Genomic DNA, 20,733 nt, shown 5'->3' with positions numbered 1-20,733 from the left:
CACCGCCCGGCTCATCCGCTGCGGAAACCTTGCGCACCCGTTCCGCGCGAGAGTACCGTTCTCAACATTCGGAAGGGAGATTCTTTCGTGAAAACCGCCGTAGTGACCGGCGGCGCGTCCGGTATCGGTCTCGGTATCGCCGAGCGCCTGCGCGCCGACGGCCTGCACGTCGCCACCCTCGACCTGAACCCGTCCGCCGACGACGACTTCGCCTATCGGGCCGACGTCAGCGATCCCGAACAGATCGCCGCCGCCCTGACCGACGTCCGCGCCAAGCTCGGCCCGGTGACGGTGCTGGTGAACGCGGCGGGTATGGAGAAGTACCGGCGGTTCCAGAACCTCAGCTTCGAGGAGTGGAAGCAGATCATCGACGTCAACCTGCACGGTGTGTTCCACATGGTGCAGGCCGTGCTGCCGGACATGATGTCCGCCGAGTGGGGGCGCGTGGTCAACATCTCCTCCTCGAGCACCCACTCCGGCCAGCCGTTCATGTCCGCCTACGTCGCGGCCAAGTCCGGCCTCAACGGACTCACCAAATCCCTTGCGCTGGAACTGGGTCCGCACGGCATCACGGTCAACGCCGTGCCGCCCGGCTTCATCGACACCCCCATGCTGCGCCGCTCCGAGGGCAAGGGCCTGCTCGGCGGCACCGTCGAGGAACACATCCAGCGCACCCCCGTGCGCCGCGTCGGCACCCCCGCCGACATCGCCGCGGCCTGCTCGTTCCTGATCTCCGAGGACGCCGGTTACATCACCGGTCAGATCCTCGGCGTCAACGGCGGACGCAACACCTGAGCGTGCGCACCGGTAGCCGTCCCGAGTCGTCCGACCAGCAAATTCGAAGGGAAGAAATATCGTGAAGGTTCAAGTCGACTCCGATCGCTGCCAGGGGCACACACTCTGCTCGATGATCGCGCCGAAGATGTTCGAGCTCAGCGAGATCGACGGTCACTCCTCGCCGGTGAGCGAGGACGTGCCGGCCGATCAGGAGGAGAATGTGCGCGAAGCCGTGCGCTCCTGCCCCGAACGCGCGATCGCGATCACCGAGTAGGAACCCGCCATGAGCGTGGACGACGCCGCCGAGCGCAGACGGCCGGTATTCCATTTCGACCGGCACACCCCGCAGTACCGCGAACAGTTCACCGCGATCACCGCGCAGATGCAGGAGTCCTGCCCGGTCGCCTGGACCGAGACCTACGGCGGGCACTGGGTCGCCGCCGGTAACCGCGAGGTCTTCGAATTGGCCCGCTGCCCTTACACTTCCAACGATCACGACCCCGAAGGGGTGCGCCGCGGGTACCAGGGGATCACCATCCCGACGCCCGATCGCGGCGAGGATCGGCGGCGCTCGGGCATCCTCGAGATGGACCCGCCCGAGCAGAAGGAACTGCGCGCCGCGCTCAACCCCTACCTGTCCCCCGCCGCCGTGCAACGCTGGATTCCGTTGGCGGACGAGGTGATTCGCGCCAGCATCGACGAGCGGATCGAATCGGGCCGGATCGATTTCGTCGACGAGCTGGCCAATATCGTGCCCGCGGTGCTCACCCTGGCGATGATGGGCATCCCGCTGGACAACTGGACCATCTACAACGAGCCCGCGCACGCCTCGGTCTACACTCCGCCCGACTCCCCGGACAACAAGCGGGTCGGCGAGATGAACCAGGCCATGGGCATGGATCTGTTCACCAATTACCTGGAGATCAAACAGCATCCGCGTCCCGGCCTGATCGACGCGGTGGCCCGCTCCACCCTGCTGGGCGAGCCGATCTCCGATATGGACGCCATCGGCATGCTCGCGCTGATCATCGGCGGCGGCTTCGACACCACCACCGCGCTCACCGCCCACGCGCTGGAGTGGTTGTCGGAGCACCCCGAGCAGCGCGAATTGCTCAGTCGCGAACGGGATCTCATGCTCGACTCGGCGACCGAGGAATTCCTGCGCTACTTCACCCCGGCCCCCGGGGACGGCCGCACCATCGCCGAGGACTGCGAGATCGCGGGCCGGCGGTTCGCCGAGGGCGAGCGGCTGTGGTTGTCCTGGGCCATGGCCAACCGCGATCCGCGGGTGTTCGAGAATCCGAACGAGGTCGACCTCGAGCGAAGAGGTAACCGCCACTACAGTTTCGGGCTCGGCGTGCACCGCTGCATCGGATCGAACGTGGCGCGCATGGTGTTCAAGCGGATGCTGCTCGCGGTGCTGGACCGGATGCCGGACTTCCGGTGCGATCCCGAGGGCACCGTGCACTACGACACCATCGGCGTCATCCAGGGCATGCGGCATCTGCCCGCGACCTTCACCCCGGGACCGCGCCTGGGCGCGGGTCTGGACGAGACTCTGCAAGCGCTGCAACGGATCTGCGACGACCAGCGGCTCGCCGCACCGGTCACGGCGCGCAAATAGCGAAACCACCACCGCGGCAAGGCAGCACGACACACGTAAGGAGGCGAGATGGCCGAGGAATCGGGACGACCGCTACCGTTGCTCACCCTGGAGAACGAATTCTTCTGGACCTCCGGGGAAGACGGCAACCTGCGGATACAGGAGTGCGAATCCTGTGCGGCACTGATCCATCCGCCGCAACCGGTCTGCCGCTACTGCCGGAGTCGGGAGCTGGGCGTGCGGGTGGTGTCCGGCTTCGGGACGCTCGCGGGCTTCACGATCAACGAGCGATTCAGCGTGCCGGGGATGGCCGCGCCGTACGTCATCGCGCAGGTGGCGCTCGAGGACGACCCGCGAGTTCGCTTGACCACCAACATCATCGACGCCGATCCCGCGTCGCTGGTGCTGGGCATGCGGGTGCAGGTCACCTTCCTCGCCGACGGCAATGTGTGGCTGCCGGTGTTCCGGCCCGTCACGCAGCAGCCCGAGCCCGCCCCGCTGCCGCCGGACGAGATCGATCCGGCACGTTTCGGCGAATACGTGCGGCCCATGGTGCGCACCGAGAAGTTCGAGGACAAGGTCGCGCTCACCGGAATCGGCATGTCGCAGATCGGGCGGCGGCTCATGCGGCCACCGCTCGAACTGACCATCGATGCCTGTGAGCAGGCCGTCGCCGACGCGGGCCTGACCATGGCCGATATCGACGGACTGTCAACCTATCCCGGCGGCGGCAATCTCGGCGGGTTCGCCGAGGGCGGGGTCACCGCCCTGGAAGCGGCGCTGGGACTGCGGCCGACCTGGCACAACGGCGGTATGGAGACGTTCGGGCCCGGCGGTTCGGTGATCGCGGCGATGCTGGCGGTCGCGAGCGGGCTGGCCCGGCACGTGCTGTGTTTCCGGACCGTGTGGGAGGCGACGTTCAACGAGCGGATGCGCACGGGCAAGGTGCCTTCTTCCGGCGGCGGGCGCACCACGAGTTGGCAGCTGCCGTTCGGCGCGTCGTCGGCGGCGCACACGCTCGCGCAGAACGCGCAGCGGCACTTCCACCGGTACGGCACCACGCGCGAGACGCTCGGCTGGATCGCGCTGAATCAGCGGGCCAACGCCGAGCTGAATCCCAGTGCGGTGTACCGGGATCCGATGACGATGGAGGACTACCTCGGCGCGCGGACCATCACCACACCGTTCGGCCTGTACGACTGCGACGTGCCGTGCGACGGTGCGGTCGCGGTCGTCGTCTCGGCCGTCGACGCCGCGCGGGATCTGCCCGTCACCCCGGTGTTCGTGGAGGCGGTCGGCACGCAGATCATCGAGCGCATCGACTGGGATCAGAGCACGCTGACCCACGAACCGCAGTCACTGGGCCCCGCCGCGCATCTGTGGACCCGCACCGAGTTGCGTCCCACCGACGTCGATGTGGCCGAACTCTACGACGGGTTCAGCTTCAACTGTCTGTCCTGGCTCGAGTCGCTCGGCTTCTGCGGAATCGGTGAGGCCAAGGACTTCCTGGACGGTGGTAAGAACATCGCCCGGGACGGATTACTGCCACTCAATACCCACGGCGGTCAACTGTCGCACGGCCGTACCCATGGCATGGGACTGCTACACGAGGCTATCGTGCAGTTGCGCGGCGAGGGCGGTGCCCGGCAGGTCACCGACGCCCACGTCGCGGTCGTCTCCAGTGGCGGCCTCACCCCCGGTGGGGCGTTGCTGTTGCGTAGCGACACCTGATCGGCCGATTGTTTCCGAGGAGTTTTCATGCACGTGACCGATGTCGCGTTACTGCTGGTGCGAGTCGTATTGGGCGGCACCATGATCGCGCACGGCGTCAACCACTGGATCGGTGGCGGGAAGATCGCCGGAACCGCCGGATGGTTCGGCGGCCTCGGGCTGCGGCAGCCTGTACTGCAAGCCTGGCTCAGTGTGCTGACCGAGATCGCCGCCGGAGCGCTGCTGATTCTCGGGCTGCTCACCTCCTTCGCGGCCGCCGCGGTGATCTCGGTGATGCTCGTCGCCGGGCTGCTGGCGCATCGCAACAACGGGTTCTTCGTCTTCAAAGAGGGCTATGAATACGTTCTGGTGCTGGGTGTGGTGGCCCTCGCATTGGGTATCCTCGGACCCGGCTGGTTGTCGGTGGATCACGCGGCCGGTATCACCGTCACCGGTTGGACGGGCGGCGGTATCGCGCTGATCCTCGGTGTCGTCGCGACCGGTGGACTGCTGGCCACGTTCTACCGGCCGCAGCCCGCACCCGCGCCGTAGACCTGGACAGCAGCACCGCGTGCCGCCGAATACGGTGCGCGGGAACATCTTTCGATATGGAGGCAGGTATGCGGGTCGGATTCATCGGACTGGGCAGTCAGGGCGGACCGATGGCCCGCCGGATCGCCGAGGAGGGTTTCGCCACGACGCTGTGGGCACGTCGTCCGGCGTCGCTCGAGCCGTACGCGGACACCGCCGCGAAGACCGCGGCCACCCCGGCGGAACTGGCCGCGGCCAGTGATCTGGTGTGCCTGTGTGTCGTCGGCGACGACGACGTGCGGCAGGTGCTCGAGAGCGAGCAGGGCGTGCTGGCGGGGATGCGGCCCGGCGGTATCATCGCCATCCACAGCACCATCCACCCCGACACCTGCCGCGAGTTGGCGGAAAAGGCTGCCGCGCAGGGTATCTCGCTCATCGACGCGCCGGTCAGCGGCGGCGGCATGGCCGCGGAGGCGCGGCGGCTGCTGGTAATGGTCGGCGGTGCGGCCGAGGCGGTCGAGCGGGCCCGCCCGGTCTTCGCCAGCTACGGCGACCCGATCGTGCACCTGGGCGACGTCGGCTCCGGGCAGACCACCAAACTGCTGAACAACCTGCTGTTCACCGCCAATCTGGCCACCTCCCAGAGCGCCCTGGAACTCGGCAACGCGCTCGGGGTCGACGCGGCTCGCCTCGGTGAGGTGATCACGCACGGCACCGCGAACAGTTTCGCGCTGAGCCGGGTCACCGGCGGTCACACCCTCGAGCAGCTCGCGGTGCACGCGGCCGGTTTGCTACACAAGGATGTGAGCCTGATCGCGGAACTCGCCTCGACCGCCGCCGCCGAGCCCGGCATCGTGCTCACCGCGGCCGACGCGACGCTCGCGATGATGCGCAAGCCGCGCTGAATTCGACGGCCGGACAGGGAAATACGCGACAGGAAAGACGCGATGCGAATCGGATTCGTCGGTGCGGGCCGGATGGGACTACCCATGATCCAGCGGCTGGTATCGGCCGGACATCAGGTCAGCGCGCTGGGTCGCAATGCCGAAACCCGTAAGGCCCTGGGCGAATCGGGTGTGCGGGCGGTGCCCTTCGCCGCGGCCACCGGGACCGACGCCGAGGCGGTGCTCGTCTGCGTGTTCACCGACGAGCAGGTGCGGGCGGTCTGTCTGGACACGCCGCTGCTGGAGACCATGCCACCCGGCTCGGTGCTGGTCGTGCACACCACCGGCAGTCCGGCGACCGTGGAAGCCATTGCCGCGGTGGCGAATTCGCGTGAGATCGAGGTGCTGGACGTGCCGGTCAGCGGCGGTCCGCACGATATCGCCGCCGGGCAGTTGACGCTGTTCGGCGGCGGGGACGCCGCGGCACTGGAGCGGGTCCGGCCCGCGCTGGCCGCCTACGGTGATCCGATCCTGCACCTGGGCCCGCTCGGTTCGGGGCAGCGGGTCAAACTCGTCAACAACGTGCTGTTCGCCGCGCAGATCGGCCTGGTGGCCGAATCCGTCCGGCTGGCAACACAACTCGGCGTCACCGAAGCCGCGCTGCTGTCGGCCCTGCCGCATGCCAGCAGCTCCGGGCGAGCGCTGAACAGCGTCGCGGGTAAGGGCTCGGTGGCAGCGTTCGCCGAATCGGTCGGCGAATTCCTCCGCAAGGATGTGTCGGTGGCCCGGCAGCTGGCCGCGGAGCTGAATGCGGATCTGGGGCCGCTCGCCGCGGCCATCGACGCCGGGGTCGATGGCAATTCCGGCGGTTAGCTGCGAATTCTCTGCATGAGAGCTGATTAATTTCTATGCCTTTCCGTTATATTGGCTCCGTGCTACCCGCCAGATTCGCGGGGATCCGCAGCAAGATCCTCGCCGTCGCACTCGTCCCCAGTCTCGTTCTGCTCGCCATCGGCATCACCGGTGCGGTCTACCTGGTGATCACCGGGAACCAGGCCCAGAACTTCGCGGAAGACCTGCGCACCAACGAAATTCCGGCCCGCAACCTCGTCGTCGCCGCCGAACAGGAGCGGCTGCTGTCGCTGTGGAAGCTGGCCGGGCAGCGGATCGAACCCGAGGCCCTGCCCGAGGCCCGCGCCGCCTTCGACAGCGCGCTCGAGGGCATCATCCCGGTGGAGGTGCAGTTCGCCGAGACCCAGGGCACCTCGGTGAGCGGGACGCTCCAGGGATTCGACACCCTCCGCAAACAACTTCCCTTGTTGCGCAAGGGAATCGACACCGGCACCGCGCCGATCGCGGACGTCTACACCTTCTACAGCCGCCTGCTCGACGGCGTCGATCAGGGCACCTACACGATCGAGCAGTCCGCGCCCGATATCGCCTCGGCCATCCAGCTCACCCACGCCGCGGATCTGCTCGGCGTGGTGGAGGCCATGGCCCGGTCCATCTCGCTGACCGCGCTGGCCGGGACCGCCTCGGGGATGCCGCCGACGCTGCTGACCGAGTACCGCAACCAAGTCGGTTGGTACCACACACAATTGGCCAAGGTGCAGGCCGGATACGTGGAGACCGATCCGGCGACCGAGAAGCGGATCGCCGACCTGGTCGCCGCCCCGGACTGGCGGCAGCTCAGCGAGATGGAGGACGCCATCCTGCATCCGGCGGCGACCGGACGCAACGGCAATTCCACTGCGCTGCCGATGAATCTGGCCGATTGGCGGCGCACCGCCGGCACCGTCGAGAACCAGATGTTGCAGCTGTGGGTGGATCACAATGCGACCGCGCAGCGGCAATCCGCCGATTCGGGCACCCGCCGCGCGCACAACTCGCTGGTCGTCGGCATCGGCACGGCAGGTTTGGCGGTGCTGGGCTTCCTGCTCTCGCTGCTGCTGGCCAACCGGATCATCGGCCGATTGCAGCGGCTGCGCACCGAAACCCTGGCCCTGGCGCAGGTCGCGCTGCCGGAAACGATGCGCCGGCTCGGTGCGGGTGAGGACGTCCCGGCCGCGGAGCGCGCCGCCCGGCTGGACTTCGGGCGTGACGAGATCGGCGCTGTGGCACAGGCTTTCAATCAGGCGCACACCGCCGCGGTGGATGCCGCGGTGACCGAGTCACGCACCCGCGAGGGCGTGCGGGCGGTCTTCCTCAATATCGCGCACCGCAGTCAGCTCGTGGTGCACCGGCAGTTGGAGATCCTCGACGAGGCCGAACGCGGCGAGGAGAATCCGGCCATCCTGGACGTGTATTTCCGGCTCGATCACCTCGCCACCCGCGAACGCCGCAACGCCGAGAACCTGCTCATCCTGGGCGGCGGGCGGCCCGGTCGGCAGTGGCGTAAACCGGTGCCGCTCATGGAACTCGTCCGCAGCGCCGTCGGCGAGACCCAGGACTACGCCCGGGTGCACAACGGGCGCATGCCGCAGGCGTACATCCTGGGCAACGTGGTCGGCGATCTGATCCACCTGCTGGCCGAACTGGTCGACAACGCCACCTCGTTCTCACCGCCGGAATCCCGCGTGGATCTCACCGGCGCGGTGGTCGGGCGCGGCGTGGCCGTCGAGGTCACCGATCAGGGTATGGGCATGGGCGCGGAGGAGTTGCAGCGCGCCAACGACATGCTCACCCGCCCACCGGATTTCGCGGTCGCCACGCTGTCGGCGGACTCCCGCCTCGGCCTGTTCGTGGTCGCACTGCTCGGCGCCCGCCACGGCATCACCGTCCGCCTCGCCGAATCCGATTACGGCGGCATCCGCGCCATCGTACTGGTCCCGAACTCCTGCGTCAGCATCGAACCCATCACCGACGAGAACGCACCCCACCGCATCGCACCCCCGCCGGCCCCGAACGCGATCCCCGTCGCCGCCACCCCCCGCATGACCGGCCCATCACCCACCCCCGCACGGCAGACCCCCACCAAACCCTCCCTACCCAAACGCCGCCGCCAGGCCAGCCTCGCCCCCGAACTCTCCGACACCCCGCAACCCGACACACCCCCCGCCCGCCCGACCCGCACCGCCGAACAGGCCCGAGACCTCATGAACACCATCGACAACGGCACCCGCCAGGGCCGCCGCACCGACCCCGGCTCCTACCCCCGACTCCCTGACCTCGGCACTCCCCCCGAACACTGAGCGAACGGACTGCGCGTTCTCAGTATCATGGGACCATGTCCATTCGCCCCGCCCTCCCGGAATACATGACCTGGGAAGAGCTGGAGAAGCTGCCGGAGGAAATCGCCGGAGAAATCGAGCTGTGGGATGGCCGGGTCATCTGGGCACGTCGCGGACCATCCGAACATCAGATCTTCACCGTGCGCATGCATCAGGGGCTCGAGGTCGCCGCGCGGAAAGACCGGTCCAACCGTCCCGAAAATTGTTGGCGAGCAACGCCAGCACCACTCAACAGGTCGCCATTGCAGTCCTCGCGCAGTAGTTGGTCCGTGACGACTTGTGCCAGCTTGCTGTCGAATCAGGAATTCACGGGAACGATACCGACCGGCCCAATTCGAAACGCCGGGGAATTCAGGTTCGGGGGTTTGTGGAAATCGCTTCGCGGGTCTGGCAGTGGTCGCGGATTCGGCGGGCGAGGTCGGCTGCCTCGTCTCTGTCGAGGGTCGGGGGGAGGGTCAGGGAGAGGCGGGTGAGTATGCCGCCGAAGCGGTTTGCGATGTGGGTGGGGAGGGTGTCGGGTGGGGCGATGATCGCGAAGGCTTCGAGCATGTCGTCGGTGATCAGGGCGGGCATCTCGGGCCAGCGGTTCGCTTTGGACAGGGCGGTGAGTTGTTCGCGGGTGTCGGACCAGTCGTGGAGTTCGAAGATGCCTCGGTAGGCGGGGGTGGAAGCGTAGAAGGCGATGCGTTGGCGCAGGGTGGGGATCGCGGTGTCGATCTGTGCTTGTGTGCCGGTGACGACGAAAGGTGTTGCTACCAGGTCGAATCCGTCCATCGTGACACCGGCGCGGGCGCGGCCCTCGCGGAGGGCGGGGAGGGTGCGTTCGCGGAGCCAGCGGGTGGTGGTGAAGCCGTGGCACAGGAAGCCGTCGGCGACCTCACCGGCCACGCGGGTCATCGCCTCGCCCACACCGGCCAGCAGGATCGGGGGTGGGCCGTAATCGTGTTGTGGGGGAACGAAATCCGGTGGCATGAGGGTGTGGCGGTAGAACTCGCCCTCGAAGGCCAGTGGGGTGCCCTGGTGCCAGCGGGACCAGATCGCGCGCAGGGCCAGGACGTATTCGCGCAGTTGCGGGGCGGGGCGGGCCCACGGCATGGCGAATCGGCGCTCGATGTGGGCGCGGACCTGCGAGCCGAGGCCGAGGGTGAGGCGGCCGCGGGAGTGGCGTTGCAGGTCGTCGGCGGTGTAGGCGAGGGTCATGGGCGAGCGGGCGAAGGCCACCGCTATCGAGGTGCCGAGGTTGATGCGTTCGGTGGCTTCGGCGGCGACGGCGAGGGCCAGGAAGGGGTCCTGGTTCAGTTCTCCGGCCCAGAGTCCGTCGAAGCCGTCGGCCTCGAGGTCGCGTGCCCGGGTGGAGGCTACGTCGAGTCCGGCTATGGTGGCGTCTACCTTCATCGCGAAATGTCCTGGCGCTCGGGCTGATCGGGGTTGTCCGGAACTATCGACCGGCCCGATCACTGCTGGAAACTATATTCTCTTATTATAAGAACGATATATTCATGTCGGTGTCGCAATCGACCAGCATTGCGATCGATCGGCAGGTGGGCGACAGTCGCCCCGACGGTTCGGAGGTGTCCTATGACCGAGGCTCTGGTCCGCGTCGAGACGTCGGATCGCGTCGCGACACTCACACTGAATCGACCCGACGCGCGTAATGCGTTGAGCCGCGCCCTGATGGACGCGCTGTGGGACGCGGTCACCGCCGCCGACGAGGATCCCGGAATCGACGTCATCGTGCTGACCGGCACGGATCCCGCCTTCTGCGCGGGTGTCGACCTCACCGAGGCCGCCAGCGGAGCCATGCCGCCGCTGCGTCCGCCCGGCGAGGGGCCCGGACGGGATGCCAACGGCCTGTTCCGATTCCTGCCCGCGATCGCCAAACCCGTCATCGGCGCGATCAACGGCGCGGCCGTCACCGGGGGTCTGGAACTGGCCCTGCAATGCACCTTCCTGATCGCCTCGGACCGCGCCCGCTTCGCCGACACCCATGCCCGCGTCGGCGTCATGCCCGGCGGCGGGATCACGGTGCTGCTCGCCGCCACGGTCGGCACACGCAAGGCCATCGAGCTGTCGTTGACCGGCAACTTCCTCACCGCCCCGGAAGCGTTGCGGCTCGGACTGGTGAATCATGTTGTGCCGCATGATGATCTGCTGACCGTCGCACACGGTCTCGCGCGCGATATCGCGGGTAACGATCCTCTCGCGGTACGAACTCTGCTTGCCCATTACAAGCGTCTCGCCGACACCGCCACTCTCACCGAGGCGCATCTGCTGGAAGGAATCCTCGCCGAGACGTGGCGTCCGGGGACCAGCGATATCGCCGCCCGGCGCGCAGCTGTCATCGAACGCGGTCGCAGCCAGGTGCATGCCGATTCTGCTGCGGCCGAACCTGATACGACGATGCACTGACCACGATGCCGCGATCGGACGTCCACTCGCGGGCGGCCGAAGAGCGTATCCGGATTGTCGACGGGCCCTGGATCACGCTCGCCGCAATCGTTCCCGACGATCGGTCTCGGCTCCGAGCGTGAACAGGCAACCACCACTCGAGACTCGTCGGGCAGGGAACCGGACCGTGGACGGCCCGAGCACACCAGGCAGCGGCCGGACTCAGCGCACGAGGTTGTCGTGGCCTTCCCAATAACGCTGGCGCAGTTGGCGTTTGTACAGTTTCCCACTGGGGTCGCGGGGTAGGTCGGTGACGAAATCGATCGTGCGGGGGCATTTGTACGCGGCCAGTTCGGCACGGCAGTAGGCAATCAAGTCGACGGCCAGTTCGGCGGTGGCAGCGGTCGTGTCGACCAGTTGCACAACGGCTTTCACGGATTCGCCCATTTCCTCGTCGGGAACGCCGATCACAGCGACATCCGCGATGGCGGGGTGGGAGGCGAGGATGTTCTCGGCCTCTTGCGGGTAGATATTGACCCCGCCGGAGATGATCATGTGCGCTTGGCGATCGGTCAGGTACAGGTAGCCGTCCTCGTCGAGGTAACCCATATCGCCGAGCGTGCGCCACCCCTTCTCGTGCGTGACCGACGCCGTCTTGGCCGCATCGTGGTGGTATTCGAACTGGCGGCCACCGGCGAAGTAGACCACGCCGACCTGTCCGATGGGCAGCTCCACACCGTCCTCGCCGACGATGTGACACTCCTGCGCGGGCCTGCCCACCGAACCGGGATGCGTCAGCCACTCCCGCGCGGAGATGTAGGTGTTCCCCACATCCTCTGTGCCCGAATAGTATTCGCTGATGATCGGCCCCCACCAGTCCAGCATCTGCCGTTTGACCGGCACCGGGCAGGGCGCGGCCGAATGCACCACGTCGACGAGGCTGGAGATGTCGTAGCGCTCGCGTTCCTCGCGCGGCAGCCGCAGCATCCGCACGAACATCGTCGGCACCACCTGGGTGTGGGTGACCCGATACCGTTGCACCAGTTCCAGATACAGCCGCGGATCGAAGCGCTCCATCACGATGACGATCGCGCCCATCCGCTGCCACGACATCGAGAACACCAGCGGCGCACCGTGATACAGCGGCGCGGGCGAGAGGTACACCGCGTCCTCCCGCGCGCCGCTCACCAATAGCCCGCGCGCGATCTGCACCGGCGCGGCGGACGGATCACCCAGCGGGGTGGCCGGAAGCGGTTTGCGAATTCCCTTGGGCCGCCCGGTCGTTCCCGAGGAGTAGAGCATCTCCCGCCCCTCGCACTCCCACTCCCCCAGCGGCTCGGCCGACGACCCGGCCAGCACCTCCGCGTAAACCTCGAATCCCTCGATCCGCCCGGCCGCACACACCCGGATCGGCACCCGCGCCAGCTCCAGCCCGGCGACCACCTCGGCCAGCGACTCACTCGTCACCAAGGCCACCGCACCGCAGTCGTCCAGGATGTACCGCACCTCACCGGCGGTCAGATGCCGATTCACCGCGGTGTAGTACAGCCCGGAACGCTGTGCGGCCCAAGCAATCTCGAGAAACTCCCGATTGTTCTCCAGCAGGATCGCGATGTGGTCGCCGACCTTCAGCCCACGGGCACGCAAGGCCCGCGCGAACCGCACCGACCGCTCCTCGAGCTGCGCGTACGTCACCACCTCGCCACTGGTGGCCAGCACGATCGCGGGCCGATCCGGCGTCCGCTCGGCATGCCATCCGGGCGTCAGCTGCGCCGCACCGGGCGGCCGATCCCCCTCGGCCGCACCGGAATCCGACGATGTACCGGTCTCACGCATCGCGCGCTCCCTCCGATCGAAACGACAGTCGGCGCACGACGGCGACCGGCTCACCACGACGGCCTGCCCGAAACACCGCTCAGCTCACGACAATTGCCTGCTCGGGACAGGCCGACGCGGCCTCACGCACCGCACCCTCGTACTGCGCGGGCACATCGGGCTCCGCCTCGGCGTACCCGTCGTCGCTCAGCTCGAACACCTCCGGGCAGATCCCCAGACAGATTCCGTGCCCACGACAACGATCCGAATCGATCGAAACCTTCACTTCGCCTCACTCTCCACCGGATCGAACTCCAGATGCAGTTCGGTCAGACCGCGCAGCACGAACGTCGGCACATACTTGTAGACGCGCGCCTCGGCGGGCCCGTGCACCCGCTCGTCGATGCGAATATCGCTGGTGCGGTCGAGAAGTCGCTCGATCGCCACCCGCGACTCCGCGCGAGCCAGTGGCGCGCCCGGGCAGGTGTGGATGCCGCGCCCGAACGAAATATGCTGGCGCGCATTGGATCGCTGCGGATCGAAGGTCGAGGGATCCTCGAACTTGCGCGGATCCCGATTCGCGCCACCGTTGACGACCATCAGCGTGGTCCCGGCGGGCAGATCCACCCCGCCCACGGTGACCGGCACCTTGGAGAGCCGGAAATCGCCCTTCACCGGGCTCTCGGTGCGCAACACCTCCTCGAGGAAATTGCCGATCCGCGAATGATCCTCGCGCAGCAGCCGCTGCACCTCGGGCTGTTCGGCGATCACCCGCAGCGCCGAGCTGAGCAGCCGGACCGTGGTCTCCTGACCCGCCGAGAACAGATTCGCCGCGACCGCGACCACATCGCGCACCGGCGGTTGCGACCCGTCGGCGAAGGGCGCCTCGGCCATGCTGGACAGCACGTCCCCGCGCGGTTCGCGCCGCCGGTCCTCGATGTACGCGGAGAACTTCTCGTACAGGAATTCGATCGGATTCTCCTGCATCGCATCACCTTTGGTGCTGCCGATGGCATTGCCCTCGCTGCGGTGCGGATCACGCTGCAGGGTGTACAGGAAGTCCTCCTGATCGTCCGGCGGGACGCCCAGCAGATCCGCGATCGTGTACAGCGTGAACGGCCCGGCGAAGTCGCGGATGAAATCGACCGAATCGGCGACGAGGTACTCGTCCAGCAGCCGATCGGCGATCGCCCACATCGCCTCCTCGTTCTCCTTGAGGCGCTTGGGCGTGATCAGCCGCATCAGCAGCCCGCGATGCTGGGTGTGCACCGGCGGGTCGAGCGTGGGCAGCTGATCGCTGAACGGCAGCGCGTCGCGGTGCTCCTCGATCAGCGCGCTGACATCGTCGCCCTCGAGCGGGACCGGGAAGCCCGGGAACGGGCCGGTCACCGAGGTGCACGAGGAGAACTTCTCCGGGTCGTTGAGCACCTCGAGCGCCTCGTCGTACCCGGTCACCATGTAGACGCCGTGGTGGTCCTCCTTGGTGACGGGACATTTCGCCCGCAGGGCGTCGAAATATGGGTACGGGTTCTCGAGGAGCTCACGCCCCAGGAAAAAGTCCGTCGACGTGACGTCGTTCACCACTGCTGGCTCCCTTCGGGCGGCGGCGGATGCACCGTCCATCCGACTCATGAGAATGATACTCTCATTAACTGATGATCTGATTCTCACATCGGTTGGCGAGGCCGTCAAATGAGGATCGCTACGAAGTGGAGGACCGTACACCATGACTGCGGAACCGACCGGCGATCAGCTGCTGTTCCAGACCACCACCCGCGAGTTCCTGGACCGTACCGCACCCATTGCGGTGATTCGCGAACTCGCCGACACCGCAACGGGTTTCGACCGTGACTGGTGGCGGCGCGGCGCGGAGCTGGGCTGGACGGCCATGCTGGCGCCCGAGAACCTGGGCGGTGGTTCGGTGTCCGGGCGACCGCTCACCGAACTGGGCCTGGTGGCCACCGAATTCGGCCACGCCTGCGCGCCCGGACCACTGATCCCCACCAGTGCGGTGCTGTCCGGACTGGTGGCCGCGGGAGATCGATTCGCCGAGGTCATCGGGGGAATCGTGGCGGGCGATCTGATCGCGGCGTGGGCGTTGTACGAGCCGCGGCACGGACTCGAACTCGCGCCGGAGCAGACCCGCGCCGAACCCGACGGGGAGGGGTACCGGCTCACCGGTCGTAAAGACCGCGTCGAGGCCGGGGATACCGCCGACGTCCTGCTGGTCACCGCGCACGGCCCCGACGGGCCGATCCAACTGCTCGTCCCCACCGACACGCCCGGCGTCACCGTCACCCCGACGTGGACGCTGGACCTGGTCCGCCGCACCGCCCGCGTCGACTTCGACAATGTCGCCCTCGGCCCGGAGGCAATCGTCCAGACCGGCGAAAGCGCCACGGCCGCAATACAATCCCAGCTCCACATCGCCGCCGCCCTGACCGCCGCCGAATCGACCGCGGCCACCCGGCGCGCCTTCGACGCCACCGTGGAGTGGATGTTCGACCGCTACACCTTCGGCCGCCCGCTGGCCTCCTACCAGGCCCTCAAACACCGCATGGCCGACAACAAGACCTGGCTCGAGGCATGTGCGGCGACCTCCCGCGCCGCGGCCGCCGCGCTGGACGAAAGTCCTTCCACCGCAGCGGAACTCGTTAGTGTCGCGAAGGCGTACGTGAGCGGGAAAGCGCCGGTCATCGTGCAGGACTGCGTACAGATCCACGGCGGCATCGGCGTCACCTGGGAGCACGATCTGCACCTGTTCCTGCGGCGGGTCACCCTCGGCCGCGCCCTCTACGGCACGCCCGAGGAACACCACCGCCGCATCACCGATCTCCTCGTCCGGAGCGCCGCATGAGCACCGTAGCCGACAACACCGAACTCGAACCGCTCGACGCCTTCCGCGACCGGGCCAGCCGCTGGTTGAAGGAGAACCTGCCACCGGCCTCGCCGGGTCGCCTGGGCGTCCCCGACGACGAGAGCTGGGATCGCGCCCGCCGCCTGCAACGCATCCTGTCCGAGGGCGGTTTCGCGGGCATCTGCTTCCCGAAAGCCTATGGCGGACAAGGACTCACGCTCGCCCATCAGCGCGCCTTCACCGAGGAGTCGCTCGGCTACGAGATGCCGCTCGAGCTGAACGTGCCCACCCTGGCCATCTGCGCGGCCACCCTCGCCGAACTCGGCACCGAGGACCAGAAACTCACCCACCTGAGCGCGGTCCTGCGCGGCGAGGAGATCCTCGCGCAATTCCTGTCCGAACCCAAGGGCGGCTCGGATCTGGCCGGGCTCACCACCCGCGCGGACCGCGACGGGGACGAATGGGTGCTCAACGGCTCGAAGATCTGGAGTTCGGGCGCGTACGGCGCGGACTACGGACTGTGTCTGGCCCGCACCGACTGGGACGTGCCGAAACACAACGGGCTCACCATGTTCCTGGTCCCCGTGCACGCACCCGGGGTCACCATCCAGCGCATCAGACAGGTCACCGGCGCGACGGAGTTCTGCCAGGAATTCTTCGACGACGTGCGGCTGCCCGCCGACGCCGTGGTCGGTGAGGTCGGCGGCGGCTGGGCGGCGGCCTCGCGCCTGCTGATGCACGAGCGCGCGGCGATGGGCGGCACCTCGCCCTACACCAGCGGCCGACGCCCGCACCTGGGCGCGGACACCAATGTGCTGGTCGATCTGGCCCGCGAGGTCGGCCGCCTGGACGATCCCACCGTGCGCGAGGACATCGGCGCGGCGCGGATGATGACCGTGGTCCGCAATCAGCTGATCGATCACGTCACCCAGCAGATCGCCGGTGGCGCGCTACCGCCGACCGCCGGCTCCATCGTCCGGCTGTTCGGGGCCGAAACCACCTGGTGCCAAAGCGATTACGCGATGAAGGTGGCGGGTTCGGCGGCGGTCACCGGCGAGTTGGGCGAGCCCATCAGCGCGCGGATCGGCCTGGACTACCTGTTCCGCAACGCGTGGAGCCTGGCCGGCGGCAGCACCGAAATGGCGCGCAACATCATCAGCGAACGGGTGCTGGGCATGCCCCGCGAGTACGCCGCGGACCGCGACGTGCCGTTCAACCAGGTCAAACGAGGACGTTGAGATGCGATTCATCTTCCACTACCCGGAAACCACGGGATACGAGGGCGACATTCTGGACGCGGGCCCGCTGCGCGAGGTCGCGATCGCGGTCGAGCGCGCCGGATTCGACGCGCTGTCGCTGAGCGAGCATCCGATTCCGGGTGCGCGCTGGCTGGCCTCGGGCGGGCACCAGACCCTCGATCCGCTGGTGGCGCTGGGTTATATCGCCGGTGCGACCGAACGGCTGCGGCTGCTGACCTATCTGGCCGTCGCGCCCTACCGCAATCCGTTCCTGCTCGCCAAGGCCGCGGCCACCCTGGACAAGCTGTCGGGCGGGCGCGCGATCCTGGGGTTGGGCACCGGCTATCAGAAGAGCGAATTCCATGCTCTGGGAATAGATTTCGAGGAACGCAACGCGCTGTTCGACGAGGCGTTGGAGACGTTGCCGCTGCACTGGAGCGGTGAGCCGTTCAGTTATGCCGGGCGGCACTTCAACGCCCGCGACGTGATCGCCCGGCCGCGTCCGGTGCAGGATCCGATCCCGATCTGGATCGGCGGCAATTCCAAGCTCACCCGACGTCGAGTCGCCGCGCACGCGCAGGGCTGGATGCCGATGTCCGGCGGGTCCCAATTGAGTTCCACCGCAAGGACTCCCGAGCTCGGACCGATCGGGCAGCTGGCCGGTGACATCGCCGAGTTGCGGGCCTCGGCGCAGCAGCAGGGACGCACCGATCCGATCGACGTGGTGTACTCCTACAACGCCGAGGGCCTGGGCACGTCCGCCGACGAACCGGATCGGAACCGGGAGGCGTTCGCCGAGCTCGACAAGGCCGGGATCACCTGGATCGTGGTGTCCGCGCGGACCCGGGAACGTTCCGAGACAATGGATTTCATCGAATCCTTCGGCGCGAGTTATCTGCGATGAGCGAGAACGGTAACGGCACATCCGGGTCCGGCTGGTTCGAGCGACGTAGTGGGCTCGCCGATGGTGTCGCTGTAATCACCGGTGGCGCAGGCGGTCTCGGGCGGGCCATCGTGACGGATCTGGCCGCCAACGGCGTACGCACGGCCGTGCTGGACCTCGACGCGGAGGCCGCGCAGGACCTGCGCACCGTGCTGGCCGAGGGCGGTCACGACGCGGTGGTGCAGGTCGGGGACGCGCGCGATCCCGAGACGCTCACCGCGCTGTTCGAGGAGGTCGATCGGCGGTGGGGGCGGTTGGATACGCTGGTCAACGTGGTCGGCGGCACCTTCCGGTCGCCGTTCACCGAGACCCGACCCAAGGGCTGGGACGCGCTGCTGCGCACGAATCTGCTGCACGTCATGCACGCGTGCTCGCTGGCCGCGCCGCGGATGCGGGCGGGCGGGCGCGGGGGCAGCATCGTCACCATCACCACGATCGAAGCGCACCGTGCCGCACCGGGTTTCGCGGTCTACTCGGCCGCCAAGGCCGCGGTCGAGCAGTTCTCCCGGACGCTCGCGATCGAACTCGCGCCGGATCGTATTCGCGTCAATTGCGTTGCACCGGACTATGTTCCGACACCCAGTCTGGCGCGGATCGGGCATGGGCAGGGTGACAGTGCGATGGACGATCCGGTCGGTGTGCAGGTGGCGATACCGCTCGGCCGTTCGGGCAAGGTCACCGACATCTCGGGCTGCGTCGTCTTCCTTGCCTCTGACCTGGGTGCTTACCTGACCGGCACCACGTTGCATCCGGACGGTGGCACCTCCGCCTCAGCTGGTTGGTTCAACTGGCCCGAGCAGGGCTGGGCGAACTACGCCCCACTCAGCTATCTTCGGCAGCCCGATCCATCGTGAGCACCTGCCGGGCCGAGTCGTCAGCCGAGCCGCGAACTAGCTCTCGGCCTGGCGGAGCGTGAGCGAACGCAGGCAGAACGCGGTTACCCGATCCACATCGGCCGCGGTGGGTTCCTCGCGCCGCCACAGGTAGTCCGAGAGCCTGCCCACCGTGGCGTGAGCGACCAGACTGGCGTCGAATTCCGGTTCGGCACTGCCCAATTCGGTGAACGGGTGGTGCAGGAGCAGAGCGAGGCGGCCGCTGGGCAGTGGTGAGCCCGTATCGATGGCGGGGGTCAGCGCACCGCCGTTCCACAGCACCGCGCGGGTGGTGGTGGCGGTGTCGTCGGCGGCCTGGGACAGCACGCCCTGCACCCAGGCCCGCACAGCCTCGCGCGGGGAATCCTGCTTGTCCATGCGATGCGCGACATAGCTGACCAGACGGTCCGCGCCGTCCTCGATGAGTACCGCGATGAGTGCGTCCTTCGACGGGAAGTGCCGGTAGAACGCGTCGTTGGACAGGCCCGCGGCCGCGACGATATCGGCCACCCGGGGTCGTGCGCCGGTGCCCGCGACGCGGATGAGTTCGAGTGCGGCATCGAGCAGTCGCCGCACCTCACCGGCATAGACCGCCTCCCGGTCGGCGAGGGTGCGTGCCGCGATCCGGCTCGCGATATCACCCGCGGGACGCGCAGCATTATTCTCGCTCACAAGAATAGTATTCTTGCCAGCGTGGATTCTCGCAAATATCCGCGCCCCGGTTTCGGCGTGAATCCGGTGGTGAACGGGTGCACGAACCCCCGTCGCCATGCGAGCATGCGTGTCATGTTCGAGAATGCCGCAGCATCGTGGTCGACACGACAGGGCGCCGCCGTCCACCGCACCGCACTCCGGGTGGGCCGCGCGGCCCGCGCGCTACTCGCCGCCACCGCGCTCGCGGCCACCACGCTCACCGCCGCCGGTCAGGTCGCCGAGGCCGCGCCCGCGAATTCCGTTGCCGCCGTGGGATCGTCGGGATGTCACCTCCCGGCGGTCACCTCGGGGCAGTCCACCCGGCACTTCAGCGCGGCCGGACGTTCCGGGACCTACATCCAGGACGTTCCTCCCGGCACGAGCCATCCGCTGCCCTTGGTCTTCGACCTGCACGGCTATCTCGAGCTCGCGGTCCTGGAACACGAGGGCAGCGGGCTCGGGCCCTACGGCGACAGTCACGGGTTCGTGACGATCACTCCGCAGATCGACGAACCCGGCTGGCCCCGTTGGGATTTCAGCCCCGCTAGCGCCGACGTGTCATACCTGTCCCAGCTGATGTCACACATCGAGGCGACGTCCTGTATCGATCTGCGCCGGGTGTATGTGGCCGGGCTGTCGATGGGCGCGTTCACCACGTCGTCGCTGGCCTGCCAGCTGTCCGATCGGATCGCCGCGGTGGCCCCGGTCGCCGGACTCCAGAACTTCAGCTGGTGCCGCACGCAACGACCCGTCCCCGTGATCGCCTTCCACGGCACCGCCGACCCGCTGGTCGCCTACGGCGGCGGCCAGGGCGCGAACGCGCGCTACCTCCCCTCCCCCGACGGCGGCTCCTCCAGCGGCCCCCAGAACGGCCCCGGCCCCACCGACATCCCCGCCAACGCCGCCGCCTGGGCCCACCGCAACGGCTGCCCCGGAAAACCCCAGCAGCGCAAGGTAACCGCCGACGTCGTCGTCACCAGCTTCGATTGTCCCGCCAACGCCACGGTCGAGCTCTACTCCGTCCTGGGCGGCGGGCACACCTGGCCCGGCCATGCCTCGATCGTCTCGCCGACGCCTCTGGTCGGCTCGACCACGACGTCCATCGACGCCACCGCCACGATGTGGGACTTCTTCCAGGCACACCCGCTGACCGGGCCTGTGCACGGCTGAGCAGTCGGCCCGTCACACGGAT

General features: G+C 67.9%; 19 protein-coding genes. 14 read left to right on the top strand and 5 right to left on the bottom strand.

Features of this window, described 5'->3' with window-relative positions; translation table 11 throughout:
• Positions 1-87 precede the first annotated feature (87 nt).
• From NRB20_RS09100 to NRB20_RS09065, 8 genes are all read left to right on the top strand, one after another.
• Positions 88-795: an SDR family NAD(P)-dependent oxidoreductase gene (locus NRB20_RS09100; protein ID WP_319944655.1), complete on the top strand. Its 708-nt coding sequence runs from the start codon at positions 88-90 to the stop codon at positions 793-795.
• Between the two features lie 61 nt (positions 796-856).
• Positions 857-1,051, top strand: a complete 195-nt coding sequence (locus NRB20_RS09095) for a ferredoxin (RefSeq protein ID WP_319944654.1) — start codon at positions 857-859, stop codon at positions 1,049-1,051.
• Between the two features lie 9 nt (positions 1,052-1,060).
• On the top strand, positions 1,061-2,401 hold the full coding sequence (locus NRB20_RS09090; protein WP_153409429.1) for a cytochrome P450: 1,341 nt from the start codon (positions 1,061-1,063) through the stop codon (positions 2,399-2,401).
• A 48-nt stretch (positions 2,402-2,449) separates the two neighbouring features.
• Positions 2,450-4,111: a thiolase C-terminal domain-containing protein gene (locus NRB20_RS09085; RefSeq protein ID WP_153409427.1), complete on the top strand. Its 1,662-nt coding sequence runs from the start codon at positions 2,450-2,452 to the stop codon at positions 4,109-4,111.
• 27 nt (positions 4,112-4,138) lie between these two features.
• A complete protein-coding gene (locus tag NRB20_RS09080) occupies positions 4,139-4,642 on the top strand; it encodes a DoxX family protein (RefSeq protein ID WP_153409425.1) in 504 nt (167 codons plus the stop codon).
• A gap of 68 nt (positions 4,643-4,710) precedes the next feature.
• Complete coding sequence (locus NRB20_RS09075) at positions 4,711-5,526, top strand: NAD(P)-dependent oxidoreductase (RefSeq protein WP_153409423.1); 816 nt, start codon at positions 4,711-4,713, stop codon at positions 5,524-5,526.
• Positions 5,527-5,568: 42 nt separating this feature from the next.
• On the top strand, positions 5,569-6,378 hold the full coding sequence (locus NRB20_RS09070; RefSeq protein ID WP_153409421.1) for an NAD(P)-dependent oxidoreductase: 810 nt from the start codon (positions 5,569-5,571) through the stop codon (positions 6,376-6,378).
• A 59-nt stretch (positions 6,379-6,437) separates the two neighbouring features.
• Entirely contained in the window at positions 6,438-8,696 is a 2,259-nt protein-coding gene (locus NRB20_RS09065) for a sensor histidine kinase (protein ID WP_319944653.1), read from the top strand.
• A 390-nt stretch (positions 8,697-9,086) separates the two neighbouring features.
• Here NRB20_RS09065 and NRB20_RS09060 read toward each other — a convergent pair whose 3' ends face one another.
• Entirely contained in the window at positions 9,087-10,130 is a 1,044-nt protein-coding gene (locus NRB20_RS09060; protein ID WP_153409417.1) for a TIGR03617 family F420-dependent LLM class oxidoreductase, read from the bottom strand.
• Positions 10,131-10,313: 183 nt separating this feature from the next.
• Here NRB20_RS09060 and NRB20_RS09055 point away from each other — a divergent pair, with 183 nt between their 5' ends.
• A complete protein-coding gene (locus NRB20_RS09055) occupies positions 10,314-11,144 on the top strand; it encodes an enoyl-CoA hydratase (protein WP_153409415.1) in 831 nt (276 codons plus the stop codon).
• Between the two features lie 201 nt (positions 11,145-11,345).
• On the opposite strand, the gene NRB20_RS09050 is transcribed toward NRB20_RS09055, so the two are convergent.
• From NRB20_RS09050 to NRB20_RS09040, 3 genes are all read right to left on the bottom strand, one after another.
• A complete protein-coding gene (locus tag NRB20_RS09050) occupies positions 11,346-12,959 on the bottom strand; it encodes an acyl-CoA synthetase (protein WP_153409413.1) in 1,614 nt (537 codons plus the stop codon).
• Between the two features lie 79 nt (positions 12,960-13,038).
• Positions 13,039-13,224 (bottom strand): ferredoxin, encoded by a 186-nt coding sequence (locus tag NRB20_RS09045; RefSeq protein WP_319944652.1) that lies wholly within the window; start codon positions 13,222-13,224, stop codon positions 13,039-13,041.
• Positions 13,221-14,561 carry a cytochrome P450 gene (locus tag NRB20_RS09040; protein ID WP_153409412.1) on the bottom strand — a complete coding sequence of 447 codons (1,341 nt, stop codon included), beginning with the start codon at positions 14,559-14,561 and terminating at the stop codon, positions 13,221-13,223. Before NRB20_RS09040 ends, NRB20_RS09045 begins: the two co-directional genes overlap by 4 nt.
• A gap of 103 nt (positions 14,562-14,664) precedes the next feature.
• On the opposite strand from NRB20_RS09040, the gene NRB20_RS09035 reads away from it, so the two are divergent.
• The 4 genes from NRB20_RS09035 to NRB20_RS09020 are packed head-to-tail and all read left to right on the top strand — an operon-like array spanning position 14,665 to position 18,830.
• Positions 14,665-15,795: an acyl-CoA dehydrogenase family protein gene (locus NRB20_RS09035; RefSeq protein ID WP_153409409.1), complete on the top strand. Its 1,131-nt coding sequence runs from the start codon at positions 14,665-14,667 to the stop codon at positions 15,793-15,795.
• A complete protein-coding gene (locus NRB20_RS09030; RefSeq protein WP_153409408.1) occupies positions 15,792-17,033 on the top strand; it encodes an acyl-CoA dehydrogenase family protein in 1,242 nt (413 codons plus the stop codon). The genes NRB20_RS09035 and NRB20_RS09030 overlap by 4 nt, the downstream gene beginning before the upstream one ends.
• A 1-nt stretch (position 17,034) precedes the next feature.
• Positions 17,035-17,937, top strand: coding sequence for an LLM class F420-dependent oxidoreductase (locus tag NRB20_RS09025; RefSeq protein WP_153409406.1), 903 nt, complete (start codon positions 17,035-17,037; stop codon positions 17,935-17,937).
• Positions 17,934-18,830: an SDR family NAD(P)-dependent oxidoreductase gene (locus tag NRB20_RS09020; RefSeq protein ID WP_153409404.1), complete on the top strand. Its 897-nt coding sequence runs from the start codon at positions 17,934-17,936 to the stop codon at positions 18,828-18,830. Before NRB20_RS09025 ends, NRB20_RS09020 begins: the two co-directional genes overlap by 4 nt.
• A gap of 36 nt (positions 18,831-18,866) precedes the next feature.
• Here NRB20_RS09020 and NRB20_RS09015 read toward each other — a convergent pair whose 3' ends face one another.
• The gene (locus NRB20_RS09015) at positions 18,867-19,520 is read right to left on the bottom strand and encodes a TetR/AcrR family transcriptional regulator (protein ID WP_319944650.1); all 654 of its coding nucleotides are present in this window, start codon (positions 19,518-19,520) and stop codon (positions 18,867-18,869) included.
• A gap of 114 nt (positions 19,521-19,634) precedes the next feature.
• Between NRB20_RS09015 and NRB20_RS09010 the strand changes: the two genes are divergently transcribed.
• Complete coding sequence (locus NRB20_RS09010; RefSeq protein WP_153409400.1) at positions 19,635-20,711, top strand: alpha/beta hydrolase family esterase; 1,077 nt, start codon at positions 19,635-19,637, stop codon at positions 20,709-20,711.
• The last annotated feature ends 22 nt before the right edge of the window (positions 20,712-20,733 follow it).

It is taken from the genome of Nocardia macrotermitis, from assembly GCF_009604405.1.
Classification (GTDB): domain Bacteria; phylum Actinomycetota; class Actinomycetes; order Mycobacteriales; family Mycobacteriaceae; genus Nocardia; species Nocardia macrotermitis.
The sequence above is the reverse complement of the archived record's forward strand: the minus strand, read 5'-3'. Positions and strand labels throughout refer to the sequence as shown.